This is a genomic window from Lacinutrix jangbogonensis (genome assembly GCF_000797445.1).
Lineage (GTDB): Bacteria > Bacteroidota > Bacteroidia > Flavobacteriales > Flavobacteriaceae > Lacinutrix > Lacinutrix jangbogonensis.
In genome coordinates, this window is the sequence record NZ_JSWF01000035.1 from 89,216 (window position 1) to 103,544 (window position 14,329).

A 14,329-nucleotide genomic window follows, 5' to 3' on the forward strand; every position below is an offset into this window, starting at 1 on the left:
CTTACATTTTAAAATTTAAAAGGTTTAGATGGGTATGCAATCTGCTCTACTAAATTTTAATCATGTTTTTTTTGATATTTCAAAAACCGCTTTTTAAATATGTTGAATTTTCTTTTGTTTTTATTGTAAACTAGAAATTCTACTTTTTTTTCAAGCGCACCTAATCTACCAGACATAAATTCTCTCCAAAGTGAATTACATAATATATTAGGTTCGTTTTCATGATAAACAATACATCTTATGGGTTGTTTATCATATATTCTTAAGACCTCAAATTGTAAATCATCCTTTAAATTAATAACAAAAAAACCAAAACGAGCGCGTCGATAATCATCATAATCGTTTTCAAAACCTTGATTTATGTCAAAAAGCAGAATCAAATATTCTTTAGCAATGGATTGATTTTTAGCCCAATCAACAACTCTTTTTTTAGCCCATTCCTCTTTCATTGTAACATAAAAAAACTCTTTATCTTCATTTGAATAGTTTTTTTCTAATTCCTGATATCGAGATTTATGCAAATCACAAAACACTTGATTAGTATTGTATACACAGAATCCAATATTATGAGCAGATTTAATCAATTTTTTCCATTCTGAATCACTTTGAGCACAAACAGACAATGAAATAAAAAATGCAATAAAAATGTGTTTTATCATAATAAAGAATTTAGATTCCAATATAGGTTATTTATCCATAAACAAAAAAGACCAATCTTTAAGATTGGTCTTTTTCTATTCAATTATATAGTCGTATTACACTCTAACATAAGCTTCATCATGCACATTTGCAATCGCTCTACCACTTGGCTCATTCATATTCTTGAACGCTTCATCCCATTCCAAAGCAATAGCAGTACTACAAGCGACACTTGCTTCTTGAGGCACACTTAATGCTGCAGTATCACTTGGAAAGTGACCTTCGAAGATTGAACGGTAATAAAACTCTTCTTTATTTTGTGGTGTTTGAATAGGGAATCTATGTTTCGCGTTTTCCAATTGCTCATCTGTAACTTCTGCATCAACAACTTCTTTAAGTGTATCAATCCAACTGTAACCAACGCCATCGCTAAATTGTTCTTTTTGTCTCCATGCTACGCTTTCTGGCAACATGTCTTCAAATGCTTTACGGATAACCCATTTTTCCATGCGTTCACCATTAATCATCTTATCTTGTGGATTAATGCGCATAGCAACATCTATAAATTCTTTATCTAAAAATGGCACACGACCTTCAATGCCCCAAGCAGCTAAACTTTTATTTGCTCTAAGACAATCGTACATGTGCAATTTATCTAATTTACGAACCGTTTCTTCGTGAAACTCTTTTGCATTTGGTGCTTTATGAAAATATAAATAGCCTCCAAAAATCTCATCGGCTCCTTCACCAGATAACACCATTTTTATCCCCATAGATTTAATAACTCTTGCCATTAAATACATTGGTGTTGAAGAACGAATAGTTGTTATATCGTATGTTTCAATGTTATAAATAACATCTTTTATAGCATCTAATCCTTCTTGAATAGTGAATTCTATTTCGTGATGAATGGTTCCTATAAAATCTGCAACTTTTTTTGCAGCAGCGATATCTGGAGACCCTTCTAATCCTACAGCGAATGAATGTAATTGTGGATACCACGCCTCTTTTTCATCACCAGATTCAATACGTTTTTGTGCATATTTTTTTGCTATTGCAGATACCACTGAAGAATCTAAACCACCAGACAGTAATACACCATAAGGCACATCACTCATTAATTGTCTGTGTACAGCAGCTTCAAGCGCTTCTTTAACCTCAGCAATGCTTGTTTCGTTGTCCTTTACAGCATCATAATCAACCCAATCACGTTTGTACCATTGCACAAATTTTCCGTCACTACTAGACATATAATGTCCAGGTGGAAATAATTCTATTTTAGCACAAACACCTTCTAAGGCTTTTAACTCTGAAGCAACATAGAATGTTCCGTTTTGATCCCATCCTATATATAAAGGAATAATGCCCATGTGGTCACGTGCAATAAAGTACTCATCTTTTTCTGTATCGTAGATAGCAAAACCAAAAATACCGTTCATATCGTCTACAAAATCAGCACCTTTTTCTTGGTATAGCGCTAAAATAACTTCACAGTCACTTTCTGTTTGAAAATCGTATTTGCCTTCAAATTGCTCACGTAACGCTCTATGATTATAGATTTCACCGTTTGCAGCTAACACTAATTTCTTATCTGGACTGAATAAGGGTTGTTTTCCAGAAGCCGGATCTACAATTGCTAAACGCTCATGCGCTAAAATTGCTTTATCATCACTATAAATACCAGACCAGTCTGGTCCACGATGGCGAATGGTTTTAGACATTTCTAAAACTTGAGGTCTTAACTCTTCAGATTTTTGTTTAAGGTCGAAAGCACATACAATTCCACACATAACTTATATAGTTTAATACTTTTATTATTAATTACATAGCAAATATGTGATTAATGTTTAATTATTAAAACACTAATACCAATAATGATTATAAATTATAACCAAAAATTACATATATATACCAAAATGAAACTTATTTTTAAATAAAAGAAAAGAAATCATATAAAATGTAAAGTTCTACAATTTCTTTCGACTTTAAAGCAGTATTTTTAACTCACAATAAACTAAAACAATTATGAAAAAATCAACTTTTATCACTTCTATTGCATTTGCTTTTATAATGCTTTTATCTTTTAACGTTTCGGCTCAAGATTTTGCTAAACTAAACAAGAGTCCAATGGATGCTGCTTCATTTCCTTCAAGCTATAAAGAATCTAACAAACTTGTAATGATAACCTATAGCCGTCCACAATTAAAAGAGCGCAGTTTAGAGAAATTAGCTCCAAACGGCAAAGTATGGCGTACTGGTGCAAATGAAGCTCCTCAAATTACATTTTATGTAGACATGAAACTTGGTAATACTGCTGTAAAATCTGGAACGTATTCATTATTTACTATTCCTGGAGAAAAAGAATGGACTATTATTTTAAGCTCAGACATTAATGTTTGGGGAAGTTATTCTTATAATGAAGCTAATGATGTGGCTCGCATGTCTGTTCCTGCTACTTCTGGAGATTCTTTAGAAGCGTTTTCTATTGCTTTCGAAAAATCTGACAATGGTACACATATGCATCTAGGTTGGGGAAAAATGAGAATTGCTATTCCTTTTACAAAGTAATTACAACACTATTTTAAAACAACAAAAAGCCTTCAAATATTGAAGGCTTTTTTGTTTTGTATCAAAAGGGAATTTGAACCAATATTGAAGTGCCTTCGTCTGTCTTACTTTTAATAGCAAAGCTTCCTTTTAACATGCTTATACGTTCTGCCATAGTTTTTAAACCCAGACTATTTTGTTTGCTCATATCACTAACATCAAAACCTTCGCCATTATCTTTTATTAAGATTTTAATGCCATCACTTTGCTTCAAAACATTTACGATTAATGTCTTGGCGTTAGCATGCTTCAAAACATTATTTACAGATTCTTGTATAAATCTGTAAAAATTTAAGGACTCATCTTCATTAAAGCTAGTATTAACATCGTCTATTTCTAATGAGATAAACAGGTCTGTTTCTTCATCCAAATCTAATAGTAATTGCTCTATACTATCTGTCAATCCTAATTTAGATAGTATTACAGGATATAAATCTCTAGAGATACTCCTAACCTCATCAATTGCCTGTTGCGCTATATTAGAGAGTTCTTTTTGATCTTTATTTTGTGCTTTTATTTTAATAAGTGTTACCAATTGCCCTAAACCATCATGAAGATCTTTTGCTATCCTAGTTCGCTCTTTCTCTTGTGTTTTAATAAGTTCATGAGAAAACTCTTGTTGTGCTTGCTCTCTTTTTTTGGCATTTAAAAATGAACGATAAAATATAATAACTCCAAATAATATTAAAAGTCCCAAGGCTCCAAAAACTAAAAGTTGATTTTTGTTTTCATTTTGAGAATTTAATAGACTAATACTTCCTTTTTGGTTTTCAATTTCAAGATCACGTTTTTCTGTTTCGTATAGTGTTTGGTAGTAAGACAAAGATTTCACGTTTTGAACACTTGTAATAGAATCTTTGATAGTAAAATAACGTAAGAAATGTATATTCGCATTCGTATTATCGTTTTTAGATTTATAGACATCACCTAAAAACTTCTCTGCGAACATCACTTCTTCATATTTCTTTTTTCCTTTATAAATTTGCAAATACTCTTCTCCATATTTTAAAGCATCTTTAACGTTTGCTTTAGCAAATGACAGTTCTTTTTTTGCATCTACATAATAACTTCTTTTGTCTTCAGACTTATCCTTTATATAGATAGCTTCCAATGCTTTAAAATTAGATTCTGCAAGTTCTAAACTGTCATTTCTTGAATACGCTTTAATCAATGAAGTCAATAGCAATGGTTTTACTAAAAGCTCATCATCAGATTTACTGTTAGCTTGTATTGATTTTTTTAAATTGATTATTTGATTTACAGCATCGTTAGTTTTAAGATTATCTTCAGCTGCATTAAAATATAAATTCCTTAAGCTTATACTATTGTTTGTTTTTTTAGCAATAAGAATAGCTTCAGCTCTCTCTTTTTCTGCTTCTTTATAAAAAGCATTTTTACTATATAGTATGGACAATGAATTTTTAGACCCAAGAATATTAAAAGTATCTTTTAGTTTTATAAATATATTTGCAGCTTCTTTTAAACTATTAGAAGATTTAGAAAACTGTCCTAAGTCGGACTGATTGTAACCTGTATATAACAAAGCATAACCTAGTAGTCGTTGGTTATTTGCTTTTAGCGCAAAGGTCTTTGCTATTTCATAAAACGCCAAAGACTTATCAATATCACTTAAATAATAATAACTATCAGCTGCATTTAAATACATAAACCCAATACTGCCAAAATTTTCTCCTGTACTTAATTTCTCTTTATAATTTTTAAATATTTTAAGCCCTTCCTCAGGTTTTCCTAAATAATTATTTTGAAACCCAATTAAATCATTTACTCTTATTGTGGCTAGACTCAAAGAGTCTAATTTTATCGCTAAAGAAATGGTTTGACGAAGATTGGCATCATATTTTAACTCAGCATTACGATACGTAAGTTTTGTTAAACTATCTAACCACGTCAGGCGTTCACCTTTTTTAGTGTTTTGAATTTTTAAGTTTACAAAATCTATTTTATTCTGAACATCTGAATTTTGAGCTGTTATTTGAAATCCAAATAATAGCATACTTACAAAAAAAATATATTTCATAAAAGCCTAATAGATTCTAAAGGTAGTTGTTTTAAATTTTAAGGGATATTCAAATACTTATGTGTCTGTAAAGAGACTTTCCATTTTGGATTAGCCATAACATAATCTACAATCAATGGCACCATAGCATCGCGCTTACTCCATTCTGGCTGAAGATATAAAATACAATCTGAGTTTACTTTTAAAGCCTGCTCTTCAGCAAAGCGAAAATCGTCTTTATTAAATATAATACATTTAAGTTCGTTTGCTTTATCGTAGACACTTTGTGTTGGAAGCTTCATCTTTTTTGGAGACAAACACACCCAATCCCATTGACCAGAAAGCTCATAAGCACCAGAAGTCTCAATATGAATACTCATATCCTCAGCTTTTAATTGCTTTGTTAACGCTGTCATATCCCAAGTTAATGGTTCGCCTCCGGTAACGACAATAGTATTACTATACTTTTTAGCATTAGCTACTATTTTTTCAGTTTCAGTTGGCGGATGCAATTGCGCAATCCAACTTTCCTTTACATCACACCAATGGCAACCAACATCACAACCGCCAATTCTTATAAAATAAGCAGCTGTACCTTTATGGAAACCTTCACCTTGAATGGTATAAAACTCTTCCATTAAAGGCAACATTTTACCTTGATTTACTAATTCCTGAACTTCTTGTGTCATAGCTTGCAAATATAGGCATTAAGTTGAAAGCATAAAGTTGGAATTAAGAAGATTTTAAGTATTAAAAAGTGAATGGTTCTTCCCTATTTTAAACTAAGATTACTATTTTTACGCAAATCAATATTTATTATGAGCAGACAAGACGAATTCTTTAAGCATATTACGGATGGAAACACTACAAAAGGTGAGTTTATAACCTTGGGTTCTGCAATGCTAGATGGTAAAACGGTTAAAGATGCTTTTGTAAAAATTCCTTTAAAAACCATGAATCGCCATGGATTAATTGCAGGTGCAACTGGAACAGGAAAAACAAAAACATTGCAGGTTTTAGCTGAAAACTTAAGTGATCAAGGTATTCCTGTTTTATTAATGGATATTAAAGGCGATTTAAGTGGTTTAGCACAACCAAGTCCTGGTCATGAGAAAATTCACGAACGTCATGCAGCAATAGGTTTAGACTTTAAAGCTAAAGGTTTCCCTGTTGAGATTATGTCTTTATCCGATCAAGATGGCGTAAGATTGCGTGCAACCGTTAGTGAGTTTGGTCCTGTTTTACTCTCTCGCATATTAGATTTAAGCGATACGCAATCTGGTGTTGTTGCTGTTATTTTTAAGTATTGTGATGATAATAAATTACCACTTTTAGATTTAAAAGATTTTAAAAAAATATTACAATACGCTACAAAGGAAGGTAAAGAAGAATTTTCTGATGAATACGGAAGAATTTCTAGCGCATCGACAGGCGCAATACTTAGAAAGGTCATTGAAATTGAACAGCAAGGTGGCGATATTTTCTTTGGCGAAAAAAGTTTTGAAGTCGAAGATTTAATGCGAACCACTCGAGACAGCAGAGGCTATATAAATATTATTCGCTTAACAGACATTCAAGATAAGCCAAAATTATTCTCAACGTTTATGTTGAGTTTATTGGCAGAGCTATATGAAACACTACCTGAGCAAGGAGATTCTGGAAAGCCAGAACTTATTATGTTTATAGATGAAGCGCATTTAATTTTTAATCAAGCTTCAAAAGCCTTATTAAATCAAATTGAAAGCATCGTTAAATTAATTCGTAGTAAAGGTGTTGGTTTATATTTTGTAACACAAAATCCAACCGATATACCAGAAGGTGTATTAAGTCAATTGGGATTAAAAATACAGCATGCATTACGTGCATTTACAGCAAAAGACAGAAAAGCAATTAAGTTAGCAGCACAAAACTATCCGGATACAGATTATTATGATACTGCTGAAATATTGACGTCTTTAGGAACAGGAGAAGCATTAGTTTCTGCATTAGACGAAAAAGGACGTCCAACACCATTGGCAGCAACTATGATCCGTGCACCAATGAGTCGTATGGGTATTTTGACACCTACTGAGTTACAAAACCTACTTGATGATTCTAAGTTAGTATTGAAATATAACGAGGAGATTGACAGAGAAAGTGCTTACGAAATGCTCAATAAAAAAATTGATAAAGCAGAAGAAGCACAAGCTAAAGCTGATGCCAAGGAAGCAAAAGAAAAAGCTGCTGCTAAAGCAAAAAAAGAATCTAGTAGAACAACCAAGAGGAGAAGTACTGCGCAAAACCCAATAATTAAAGTCTTAACAAGCGCCACTTTTATTCGCAGTGTGTTTGGGATTTTGAAGAAGATTATGTAGAAAAAAGTATTCAGAGGTGCGTAATCAGTTTTTACTCATGCTTAACTACTCTACTATTAAAACAAATAAAAACATAAGTTTTCCGTTTTATCGAAAACAAAAACAAAACAATAAGATTTCAGCATAAGCAGAAATAAAAAAAGACTAAAGCAATGAGAAAAACAATTTTTACGCTATTAACAGTTTCACTATTACTGACATCTTGTGATCAGGAAGTCAATCCGTTTTCAATTTCTAAACAGAATATTGGTTTACTAACAGACTCCACTCAAGTTAAAGACCTTGAAGCTATTTATGCTAAAGATTCTATTGTTAAAAAAATAGCTGGAGATGAGTTTTTAGGAAATATAAATGACATTCTTATTTTTGAAAAAGGCGGAAAAAAACTATTAGAATTATCGCCTAAAGAAGCTTTAGATTCTACTGCTACTATTGGCTCCGTTAGAATTTATGATTCGCGTTATAAAACCAAAACAGGCATAACAACAATAAGCACATTTGGCGATATTAAAGCACAACACAAAATATCGAACATAGAAAACACCTTGAGAAATATTGTGGTTTTTGTAAACGAAAACAACACCTTTTTCACAATAGACAAAGAAGAGTTACCGGGCGAATTGCGTTTCGATATGTCTAAAAAAATTGAAGCAGCTAATATTCCAGATACTGCTAAAATTAAATATTTTATGGTTGGATGGTAAATTTTATTATGAAATGAAAATAGAATACAAAAAGAAAAGACTTCGAATAAATCTGATAATGGGATTAATATGGCTTTCATTTTTTATGCTCATTGCTTTATTTACTAATGACGTTGGGATTTGGAATTACGGTTATCTTATATTTGGCTTGTCATACTTAGGGATTTATTTTTATGATAGTAAAAATCAATATTTAGAGATAAAAGGTAGTTTTATTACTAAAAAATTTATTCAAAAAAAGCATTTCAACCTAGAACAACTTTCAGGAATAAATAGAAAGTTTGGAAATATTAAATTACTATCTAAGACTCAAAAAACGCTTTATATAAACACTGAAATCATAGATAAAGACTCATTAAAAGAACTCAATACTTTCTTAGAATCTTTTGAATACAAATTAGTTTGATAAATGTCACAAAACAAAAAATACAAAATTCAAAACACTCCCTTTGTTGTCCCAACAACTGATGGCAAAGTTATAGAAGAACACTTCGGTCAAGCTACAGATGGCAATAAAGACATGAGTATTGCACACATGATTGCACCAGCTGGCTGGAGCGAACCGTTTCAAGTACCAGAATTTGATGAATACACTTATATAATAAAAGGTAAAAAGCAGTTTATTATTGACGGTGAAGAAATTATATTAGAAACTGGACAGTCTATTAAAATTGAAAGAAATACGCGCGTACAATATTCGAATCCTTTTACTATTGCATGCGAATATATTGCGATTTGCACACCTGCTTTTTCTATGGATTTAGTAAATAGAGAAGTTTAAAATGTCAAACCCAATAATAAAAATTATAGGCAACGTTTTAAACGCTGTTAGTTATGTTTCTCCAAAATATGCTTCAGATAAAGCCCTAGACTTATTCTCAACACCAAGACAAGGTCGCGTTTTAGAAAACCAGAAAGTTTTTTTAGACTCGGCTGAGGCACTACATTTAAAATATGAAAGTATCAGCATTTCCACATACCAATGGAAAGGCAATGGTAAAACCATTTTACTAGCTCATGGTTGGGAAAGTAACACACATCGTTGGGAAACTTTAATTACCAAACTTAAAACATTAAATTACAATATTGTATCGCTTGACGCACCTGCACATGGCGCATCTAGTGGGAAACAATTTAATGCAGTTTTATATTCTGAATGTATTCATCTTACTGCAGAACACTACAAACCAGACATAATAATTGGACATTCGGTTGGTGGAATGGCTTCAGGTTTCTACCAGAACAATTATCAAAATAAGGATTTAGAAAAACTTATTTTGCTTGGTGCTCCTTCAGAATTCACAAGTGTTTTTAAGCGCTATGTGGATATGATGGGTTATAATGAACGCATCGAAAATGGATTAAATAATCTAGTTTTAGATCGTTTTAAAAAACTACCTTCCTATTTTTCTTTGGCTAATTTTGTAAAAACGATACATACTAAAACACTTATTATTCATGATGTTGACGACAAAATCATCCCGTATAATGATGCCAAAATGATAGCTGAAAATCATAAAAACGCAACATTAATATCCACGACAGGTTATGGACATGGTTTACGAAATGACGTTGTTTACGATCATGTTATTGATTTCATTCAAAGTTAAATTGTACTTTTGCCATCTATGGAAGAAAAACTCACCAGACTTAATAAATACCTAAGCGAAGCTGGCTATTGTTCACGTCGTGAAGCAGACAGACTTATAGATGCTGGACGTGTAACTATTAATGGATCTGTTCCAGAATTAGGCACAAAAGTAACCCAAAATGATGTGGTTGAAGTTGATGGTAAATCAATTTCGGAACGTAAAGCCGATTTTGTATATCTCGCTTTTAACAAACCTGTTGGGATTGTATGTACTACAGATACACGTGTGGAGAAAGATAACATTATTGATTTTATTAAATACCCAAAACGTGTTTTCCCAATTGGCCGATTAGATAAGCCAAGTGAAGGTTTAATTTTTCTTACAGACGATGGTGATATTGTAAACAAAATATTACGTGCTAGTAATAATCACGACAAGGAATATATTGTAAACGTAGACAAACCTATTTCTCAAACGTTTATTAAACGTATGGCTGGTGGAATTTATCTTGAAGATTTAGATAAAACCACAAAAAAATGTACCGTAAGAAAAATAGACGCTCATACTTTTAGTATTATTCTAACTCAAGGATTAAATAGGCAAATTCGCCGCATGTGCGAATATTTAACTTACGAAGTAACGTCGTTAAAACGTACTCGAATAATGAATGTAAAACTTGATATTCCTGTTGGAGAATATCGTGAGTTCACCACTGAAGAGTTAAAGACTATTAACCTTCTTCTTGAAGATTCTGATAAGCACTATAGAGAATCTAAACAAACTCCAGAAATTAAAGAAACCAGAAAAATACATTCTATTAATAGAAGAAAAGAGTAACCTAATTTACTTTATTAACCATGTCTCAATTAACACCTTTTCACCTTGCTATTCCAGTATACAATCTTGAAGCATGCCGCGTTTTCTATCGCGATGTTTTAAATTGTAAAGAAGGGCGAAGTAGCGACCATTGGGTAGATTTTAACTTTTTTGGACATCAATTGGTTATTCACTTTAAAGAAAAGTCTTTAGAAGAAGAAACAAATAATGCTGTTGATGGCAAACAGGTTCCAGTTCCACATTTTGGTGTGGTTCTACCTTGGGATTCTTTTCACGCTTTCGCGGAAGATTTAAAACAGGAAAACATTCAATTTATTATAGAACCTCACATTCGTTTTAAAGGTTTAGTTGGAGAACAAGCTACGCTGTTTTTTAAAGACCCAGCAGGCAATGCTTTAGAATTTAAAGCCTTTAAGGATATGAGTCAAGTCTTTGCTAAATAGTTTTTTCTTTAGCTTTTTAGCAATAAAAAACGGCAAGTAAATAATCAAGAAATAGGGGATTAAAATAACTTCAACTACTAGTAAATACATTGGCCAGTCTCCAAAATAATCTAAAGCAGAAGCAGCGTCTGGTTTTCTATTTAAATAACTATAATTAGCATCTAAAATATAATTTATTACAAAAAGTGAAAGCATATAAAGCTGTAAGCCTAAAAAGGATTTAAAAACGCTCTTTAATGTTGGTCTCATCTTAAAAACAAAAATTGCATAAAAGATAATCACTAACAAACCTAAATGTGCAATCCAATATCTTAAATAATCGAAACTTGGGAAACCTATAGGGATATCTGGAGTTATTACTGCTTGAGAAGTTCCTGCGATAATCCAGAATAATAAGATTTCGAAAAGCAAATACTTTCTGTTATTTGTAAAAACAAAAATAAAAAGCGCCATAAAACTGCACAGGTATAGTGGCAAATCTGTTACTAGATTATAGTTTCCTTTTAGAATAAGATGTATGTGAAATACTAAAACTGTTAAGGACACAAAAAAACCCAAACTTTTAAAAACAAGTTCTTGCTGTTTTTTATTGAGTTTACTTTTAGAGAACCAGATTAAAACAAAGGCAAAAACTATGGCAATAGCAATTGGAATGATATGCTGTAAGCTTCCTATTTCAAGAACACTTATAAAGTTTAGTTTAGAAAAAATCACATTAAGAATATACAAATTGCAATTACATTACTCTGTGACGCTCTCTTGCTAACAATGTGTTTTTCAACAACATTGCAATTGTCATTGGTCCTACTCCACCAGGAACAGGAGTAATAAAGCTCGCTTTCTTACTAACATTTTCGAAATCCACATCTCCAGTAATAACATAACCTTTAGGGTGAGACTCGTCTGGAACTCTTGTTATTCCTACATCTATAATAACAGCATCATCTTTTACCATTTCTGCTTTTAAGAAGTTAGGAACGCCTAAAGCGGAAATAATAATATCTGCTTGAGATGTAATTTGAGTAATGTTTTTAGTATGACTATGTGTTAACGTAACCGTAGAGTTTCCAGGAAACCCTTTTCTTCCCATTAAAATACTCATTGGTCTTCCAACAATATGAGAACGCCCAATTACAACAGTGTGTTTTCCTTTTGTTGACACTTCGTAACGATCTAAAAGTTCTAAAATACCAAATGGTGTTGCTGGAATAAAAGTTGACATATCTAATGCCATTTTTCCAAAATTCATAGGATGAAAACCATCAACATCTTTATCTGGGTTGACAGCCATCAATACTTTTTGAGTATCGATTTGTGGTGGCAATGGTAACTGAATTATAAACCCGTCAATGTTATCATTATTATTTAATTCTTCAATTTTATCTAATAATTCAACCTCACTTGTAGTATTAGACAAACGCACCATTGTAGACTCAAAACCAACACGCTCACAAGCACGGACTTTACTTCCAACGTAAGTTAAACTTGCACCATCGTTTCCAACAATAACAGCAGCTAAATGAGGTACTTTTTCTCCATTAGCCTTCATTTTATCAACTTCAACTTTAATTTCGTTTTTAATGTCGTTGCTTACTTTTTTTCCGTCAAGTATAGTCATGTTTAGATCGTCATCAGTTTACAGACTTCAGTTGGCAGTCTGGAATTTATAAAAATTTATCACAAGAGTAAACTACTTACTGGAGACTGTTTACTGTTTACTTATTTACTTCATATTCTTCATAGCGTTCATCATTGCTTTTCCTTTTCCGCCTTGCATCATCTTCATCATCTTGCTCATTTGTTCGAACTGCTTAAGTAATTGATTTACTTGTGTTACAGAAGTCCCAGAACCTTTTCCAATGCGCTTCTTTCTACTTGCATTTATTAGAGCAGGCGTTGTTCTTTCTTGAACGGTCATAGAATGAATAATAGCTTCGATGTGTTTAAAAGCATCATCGTCTATATCTACATCTTTCATCATTTTTCCTGCTCCAGGAATCATGCCTACAAGATCTTTCATATTACCCATTTTCTTAATTTGCTGAATCTGCTTTAAGAAATCATCAAACCCGAATTGGTTCTTTGCTATTTTTTTCTGAAGTTTTCTTGCTTCTACTTCATCAAATTGTTCTTGTGCTCTTTCAACTAAAGACACAACATCTCCCATTCCAAGAATACGATCTGCCATACGCGAAGGATAGAAAACATCTATCGCTTCCATTTTTTCACCTGTACCAATAAATTTAATGGGTTTATTTACAACAGATTTAATTGAAATTGCTGCTCCACCTCGTGTATCACCATCTAATTTGGTTAAAATAACACCATCAAAATTTAGGACATCGTTAAAGGCTTTTGCTGTGTTTACAGCATCTTGACCTGTCATAGAATCGACTACAAATAGTGTTTCTTGTGGTTGGATGGCTTTATGAATGTTCGAAATTTCGTTCATCATGGCTTCATCAACCGCTAAACGACCAGCGGTATCAATAATAACCACATTATGTCCGTTTTCCTTTGCATGGGCAATACCTGCTTGTGCAATGGCAACAGGATCGTTATTACCTTTATCGCTATAAACATCTACCTTAATTTGATCTCCTACAACGTGCAATTGATCTACGGCTGCTGGACGATAAACATCACAAGCAACTAATAAAGGTTTCTTAGTTTTTTTGTTTTTTAAGAAGTTTGCTAATTTACCAGAAAAGGTTGTTTTACCAGAACCTTGTAAACCAGACATTAGTATAACAGTTGGAGTACCAGACAAATTTAAACCTGCAGCATCACCTCCCATTAGCTCGGTTAACTCGTCTTTAACAATTTTAACCATTAATTGTCCTGGCTGTAATGTCGTTAATACGTCTGAACCAAGTGCTTTTTCTTTAACTCTATTCGTAAAATCTTTAGCTATTTTAAAGTTAACGTCGGCATCTAAAAGTGCTCTACGTACTTCTTTTAAAGTTTCGGCAACATTAACTTCTGTAATGCTCCCGTGACCTTTTAGTACGTGTAACGCTTTATCTAACTTTTCACTTAAATTATTAAACATAAATTTTTAGTCTTCAGTAGCCAGTATGCGGTACGCAGTATGACTCGTTGTTTAGAATGGCAAAAATAGCAATTTGAAGCGTAT

15 protein-coding genes are annotated in these 14,329 nt (G+C 32.4%); 8 read left to right on the forward strand and 7 right to left on the reverse strand.

The features are described from left to right. Positions 1-56 precede the first annotated feature (56 nt). Positions 57-659 carry a hypothetical protein gene (locus tag RH82_RS14660; protein WP_156112492.1) on the reverse strand — a complete coding sequence of 201 codons (603 nt, stop codon included), beginning with the start codon at positions 657-659 and terminating at the stop codon, positions 57-59. 96 nt (positions 660-755) lie between these two features. Further along, positions 756-2,429 (reverse strand): asparagine synthase B, encoded by a 1,674-nt coding sequence (gene asnB, locus RH82_RS14665; RefSeq protein ID WP_034061787.1) that lies wholly within the window; start codon positions 2,427-2,429, stop codon positions 756-758. Between the two features lie 235 nt (positions 2,430-2,664). Between asnB and RH82_RS14670 the strand changes: the two genes are divergently transcribed. After that, positions 2,665-3,207 carry a DUF2911 domain-containing protein gene (locus tag RH82_RS14670; protein ID WP_034061790.1) on the forward strand — a complete coding sequence of 181 codons (543 nt, stop codon included), beginning with the start codon at positions 2,665-2,667 and terminating at the stop codon, positions 3,205-3,207. Between the two features lie 61 nt (positions 3,208-3,268). On the opposite strand, the gene RH82_RS14675 is transcribed toward RH82_RS14670, so the two are convergent. Continuing rightward, on the reverse strand, positions 3,269-5,284 hold the full coding sequence (locus RH82_RS14675; protein ID WP_081979274.1) for a sensor histidine kinase: 2,016 nt from the start codon (positions 5,282-5,284) through the stop codon (positions 3,269-3,271). A gap of 38 nt (positions 5,285-5,322) precedes the next feature. Next, complete coding sequence (locus tag RH82_RS14680; RefSeq protein ID WP_034061800.1) at positions 5,323-5,952, reverse strand: 7-carboxy-7-deazaguanine synthase QueE; 630 nt, start codon at positions 5,950-5,952, stop codon at positions 5,323-5,325. Between the two features lie 129 nt (positions 5,953-6,081). Between RH82_RS14680 and RH82_RS14685 the strand changes: the two genes are divergently transcribed. The 7 genes from RH82_RS14685 to RH82_RS18685 all read left to right on the forward strand — a co-directional run bounded on the left by RH82_RS14685 (position 6,082) and on the right by RH82_RS18685 (position 11,193). Then, positions 6,082-7,617 carry a helicase HerA-like domain-containing protein gene (locus RH82_RS14685; RefSeq protein WP_034061804.1) on the forward strand — a complete coding sequence of 512 codons (1,536 nt, stop codon included), beginning with the start codon at positions 6,082-6,084 and terminating at the stop codon, positions 7,615-7,617. Positions 7,618-7,769: 152 nt separating this feature from the next. After that, positions 7,770-8,321, forward strand: a complete 552-nt coding sequence (locus RH82_RS14690) for a hypothetical protein (protein WP_034061807.1) — start codon at positions 7,770-7,772, stop codon at positions 8,319-8,321. Between the two features lie 58 nt (positions 8,322-8,379). Then, a complete protein-coding gene (locus RH82_RS14695) occupies positions 8,380-8,727 on the forward strand; it encodes a hypothetical protein (protein WP_156112493.1) in 348 nt (115 codons plus the stop codon). 3 nt (positions 8,728-8,730) lie between these two features. Further along, entirely contained in the window at positions 8,731-9,102 is a 372-nt protein-coding gene (locus tag RH82_RS14700) for a cupin domain-containing protein (RefSeq protein ID WP_034061815.1), read from the forward strand. A gap of 1 nt (position 9,103) precedes the next feature. Next, the gene (locus tag RH82_RS14705) at positions 9,104-9,931 is read left to right on the forward strand and encodes an alpha/beta fold hydrolase (RefSeq protein WP_034061817.1); all 828 of its coding nucleotides are present in this window, start codon (positions 9,104-9,106) and stop codon (positions 9,929-9,931) included. Between the two features lie 18 nt (positions 9,932-9,949). After that, on the forward strand, positions 9,950-10,750 hold the full coding sequence (rluF, locus tag RH82_RS14710; protein WP_034061820.1) for a 23S rRNA pseudouridine(2604) synthase RluF: 801 nt from the start codon (positions 9,950-9,952) through the stop codon (positions 10,748-10,750). Between the two features lie 20 nt (positions 10,751-10,770). Then, positions 10,771-11,193: a VOC family protein gene (locus RH82_RS18685; protein ID WP_034061822.1), complete on the forward strand. Its 423-nt coding sequence runs from the start codon at positions 10,771-10,773 to the stop codon at positions 11,191-11,193. Here the strand turns inward: RH82_RS18685 and RH82_RS14720 are convergent. The 3 genes from RH82_RS14720 to ffh form a co-directional block, all read right to left on the reverse strand. Then, positions 11,146-11,907 (reverse strand): YwaF family protein, encoded by a 762-nt coding sequence (locus RH82_RS14720; RefSeq protein ID WP_156112494.1) that lies wholly within the window; start codon positions 11,905-11,907, stop codon positions 11,146-11,148. The two genes, RH82_RS18685 and RH82_RS14720, sit on opposite strands and share 48 nt — an antisense overlap. 22 nt (positions 11,908-11,929) lie before the next feature. Further along, a complete protein-coding gene (locus tag RH82_RS14725) occupies positions 11,930-12,811 on the reverse strand; it encodes a bifunctional 5,10-methylenetetrahydrofolate dehydrogenase/5,10-methenyltetrahydrofolate cyclohydrolase (protein ID WP_034061824.1) in 882 nt (293 codons plus the stop codon). A 105-nt stretch (positions 12,812-12,916) separates the two neighbouring features. Continuing rightward, complete coding sequence (gene ffh, locus RH82_RS14730) at positions 12,917-14,245, reverse strand: signal recognition particle protein (RefSeq protein WP_034061826.1); 1,329 nt, start codon at positions 14,243-14,245, stop codon at positions 12,917-12,919. Positions 14,246-14,329: the final 84 nt, after the last annotated feature.

What these genes read in the sequence shown, in the direction of transcription:
- RH82_RS14705 (WP_034061817.1), top strand. Translation starts at nt 9,104, where the DNA reads ATGTCAAACCCAATAATAAAAATTATAGGCAACGTTTTAAACGCTGTT.
- RH82_RS14685 (WP_034061804.1), top strand. Translation starts at nt 6,082, where the DNA reads ATGAGCAGACAAGACGAATTCTTTAAGCATATTACGGATGGAAACACT.
- RH82_RS18685 (WP_034061822.1), top strand. Translation starts at nt 10,771, where the DNA reads ATGTCTCAATTAACACCTTTTCACCTTGCTATTCCAGTATACAATCTT.
- RH82_RS14695 (WP_156112493.1), top strand. Translation starts at nt 8,380, where the DNA reads ATGGGATTAATATGGCTTTCATTTTTTATGCTCATTGCTTTATTTACT.
- RH82_RS14700 (WP_034061815.1), top strand. Translation starts at nt 8,731, where the DNA reads ATGTCACAAAACAAAAAATACAAAATTCAAAACACTCCCTTTGTTGTC.
- RH82_RS14725 (WP_034061824.1), bottom strand. Translation starts at nt 12,811, where the DNA reads ATGACTATACTTGACGGAAAAAAAGTAAGCAACGACATTAAAAACGAA.
- RH82_RS14690 (WP_034061807.1), top strand. Translation starts at nt 7,770, where the DNA reads ATGAGAAAAACAATTTTTACGCTATTAACAGTTTCACTATTACTGACA.
- asnB (WP_034061787.1), bottom strand. Translation starts at nt 2,429, where the DNA reads ATGTGTGGAATTGTATGTGCTTTCGACCTTAAACAAAAATCTGAAGAG.
- RH82_RS14675 (WP_081979274.1), bottom strand. Translation starts at nt 5,284, where the DNA reads ATGAAATATATTTTTTTTGTAAGTATGCTATTATTTGGATTTCAAATA.
- RH82_RS14680 (WP_034061800.1), bottom strand. Translation starts at nt 5,952, where the DNA reads ATGACACAAGAAGTTCAGGAATTAGTAAATCAAGGTAAAATGTTGCCT.
- RH82_RS14660 (WP_156112492.1), bottom strand. Translation starts at nt 659, where the DNA reads ATGATAAAACACATTTTTATTGCATTTTTTATTTCATTGTCTGTTTGT.
- rluF (WP_034061820.1), top strand. Translation starts at nt 9,950, where the DNA reads ATGGAAGAAAAACTCACCAGACTTAATAAATACCTAAGCGAAGCTGGC.
- RH82_RS14670 (WP_034061790.1), top strand. Translation starts at nt 2,665, where the DNA reads ATGAAAAAATCAACTTTTATCACTTCTATTGCATTTGCTTTTATAATG.
- ffh (WP_034061826.1), bottom strand. Translation starts at nt 14,245, where the DNA reads ATGTTTAATAATTTAAGTGAAAAGTTAGATAAAGCGTTACACGTACTA.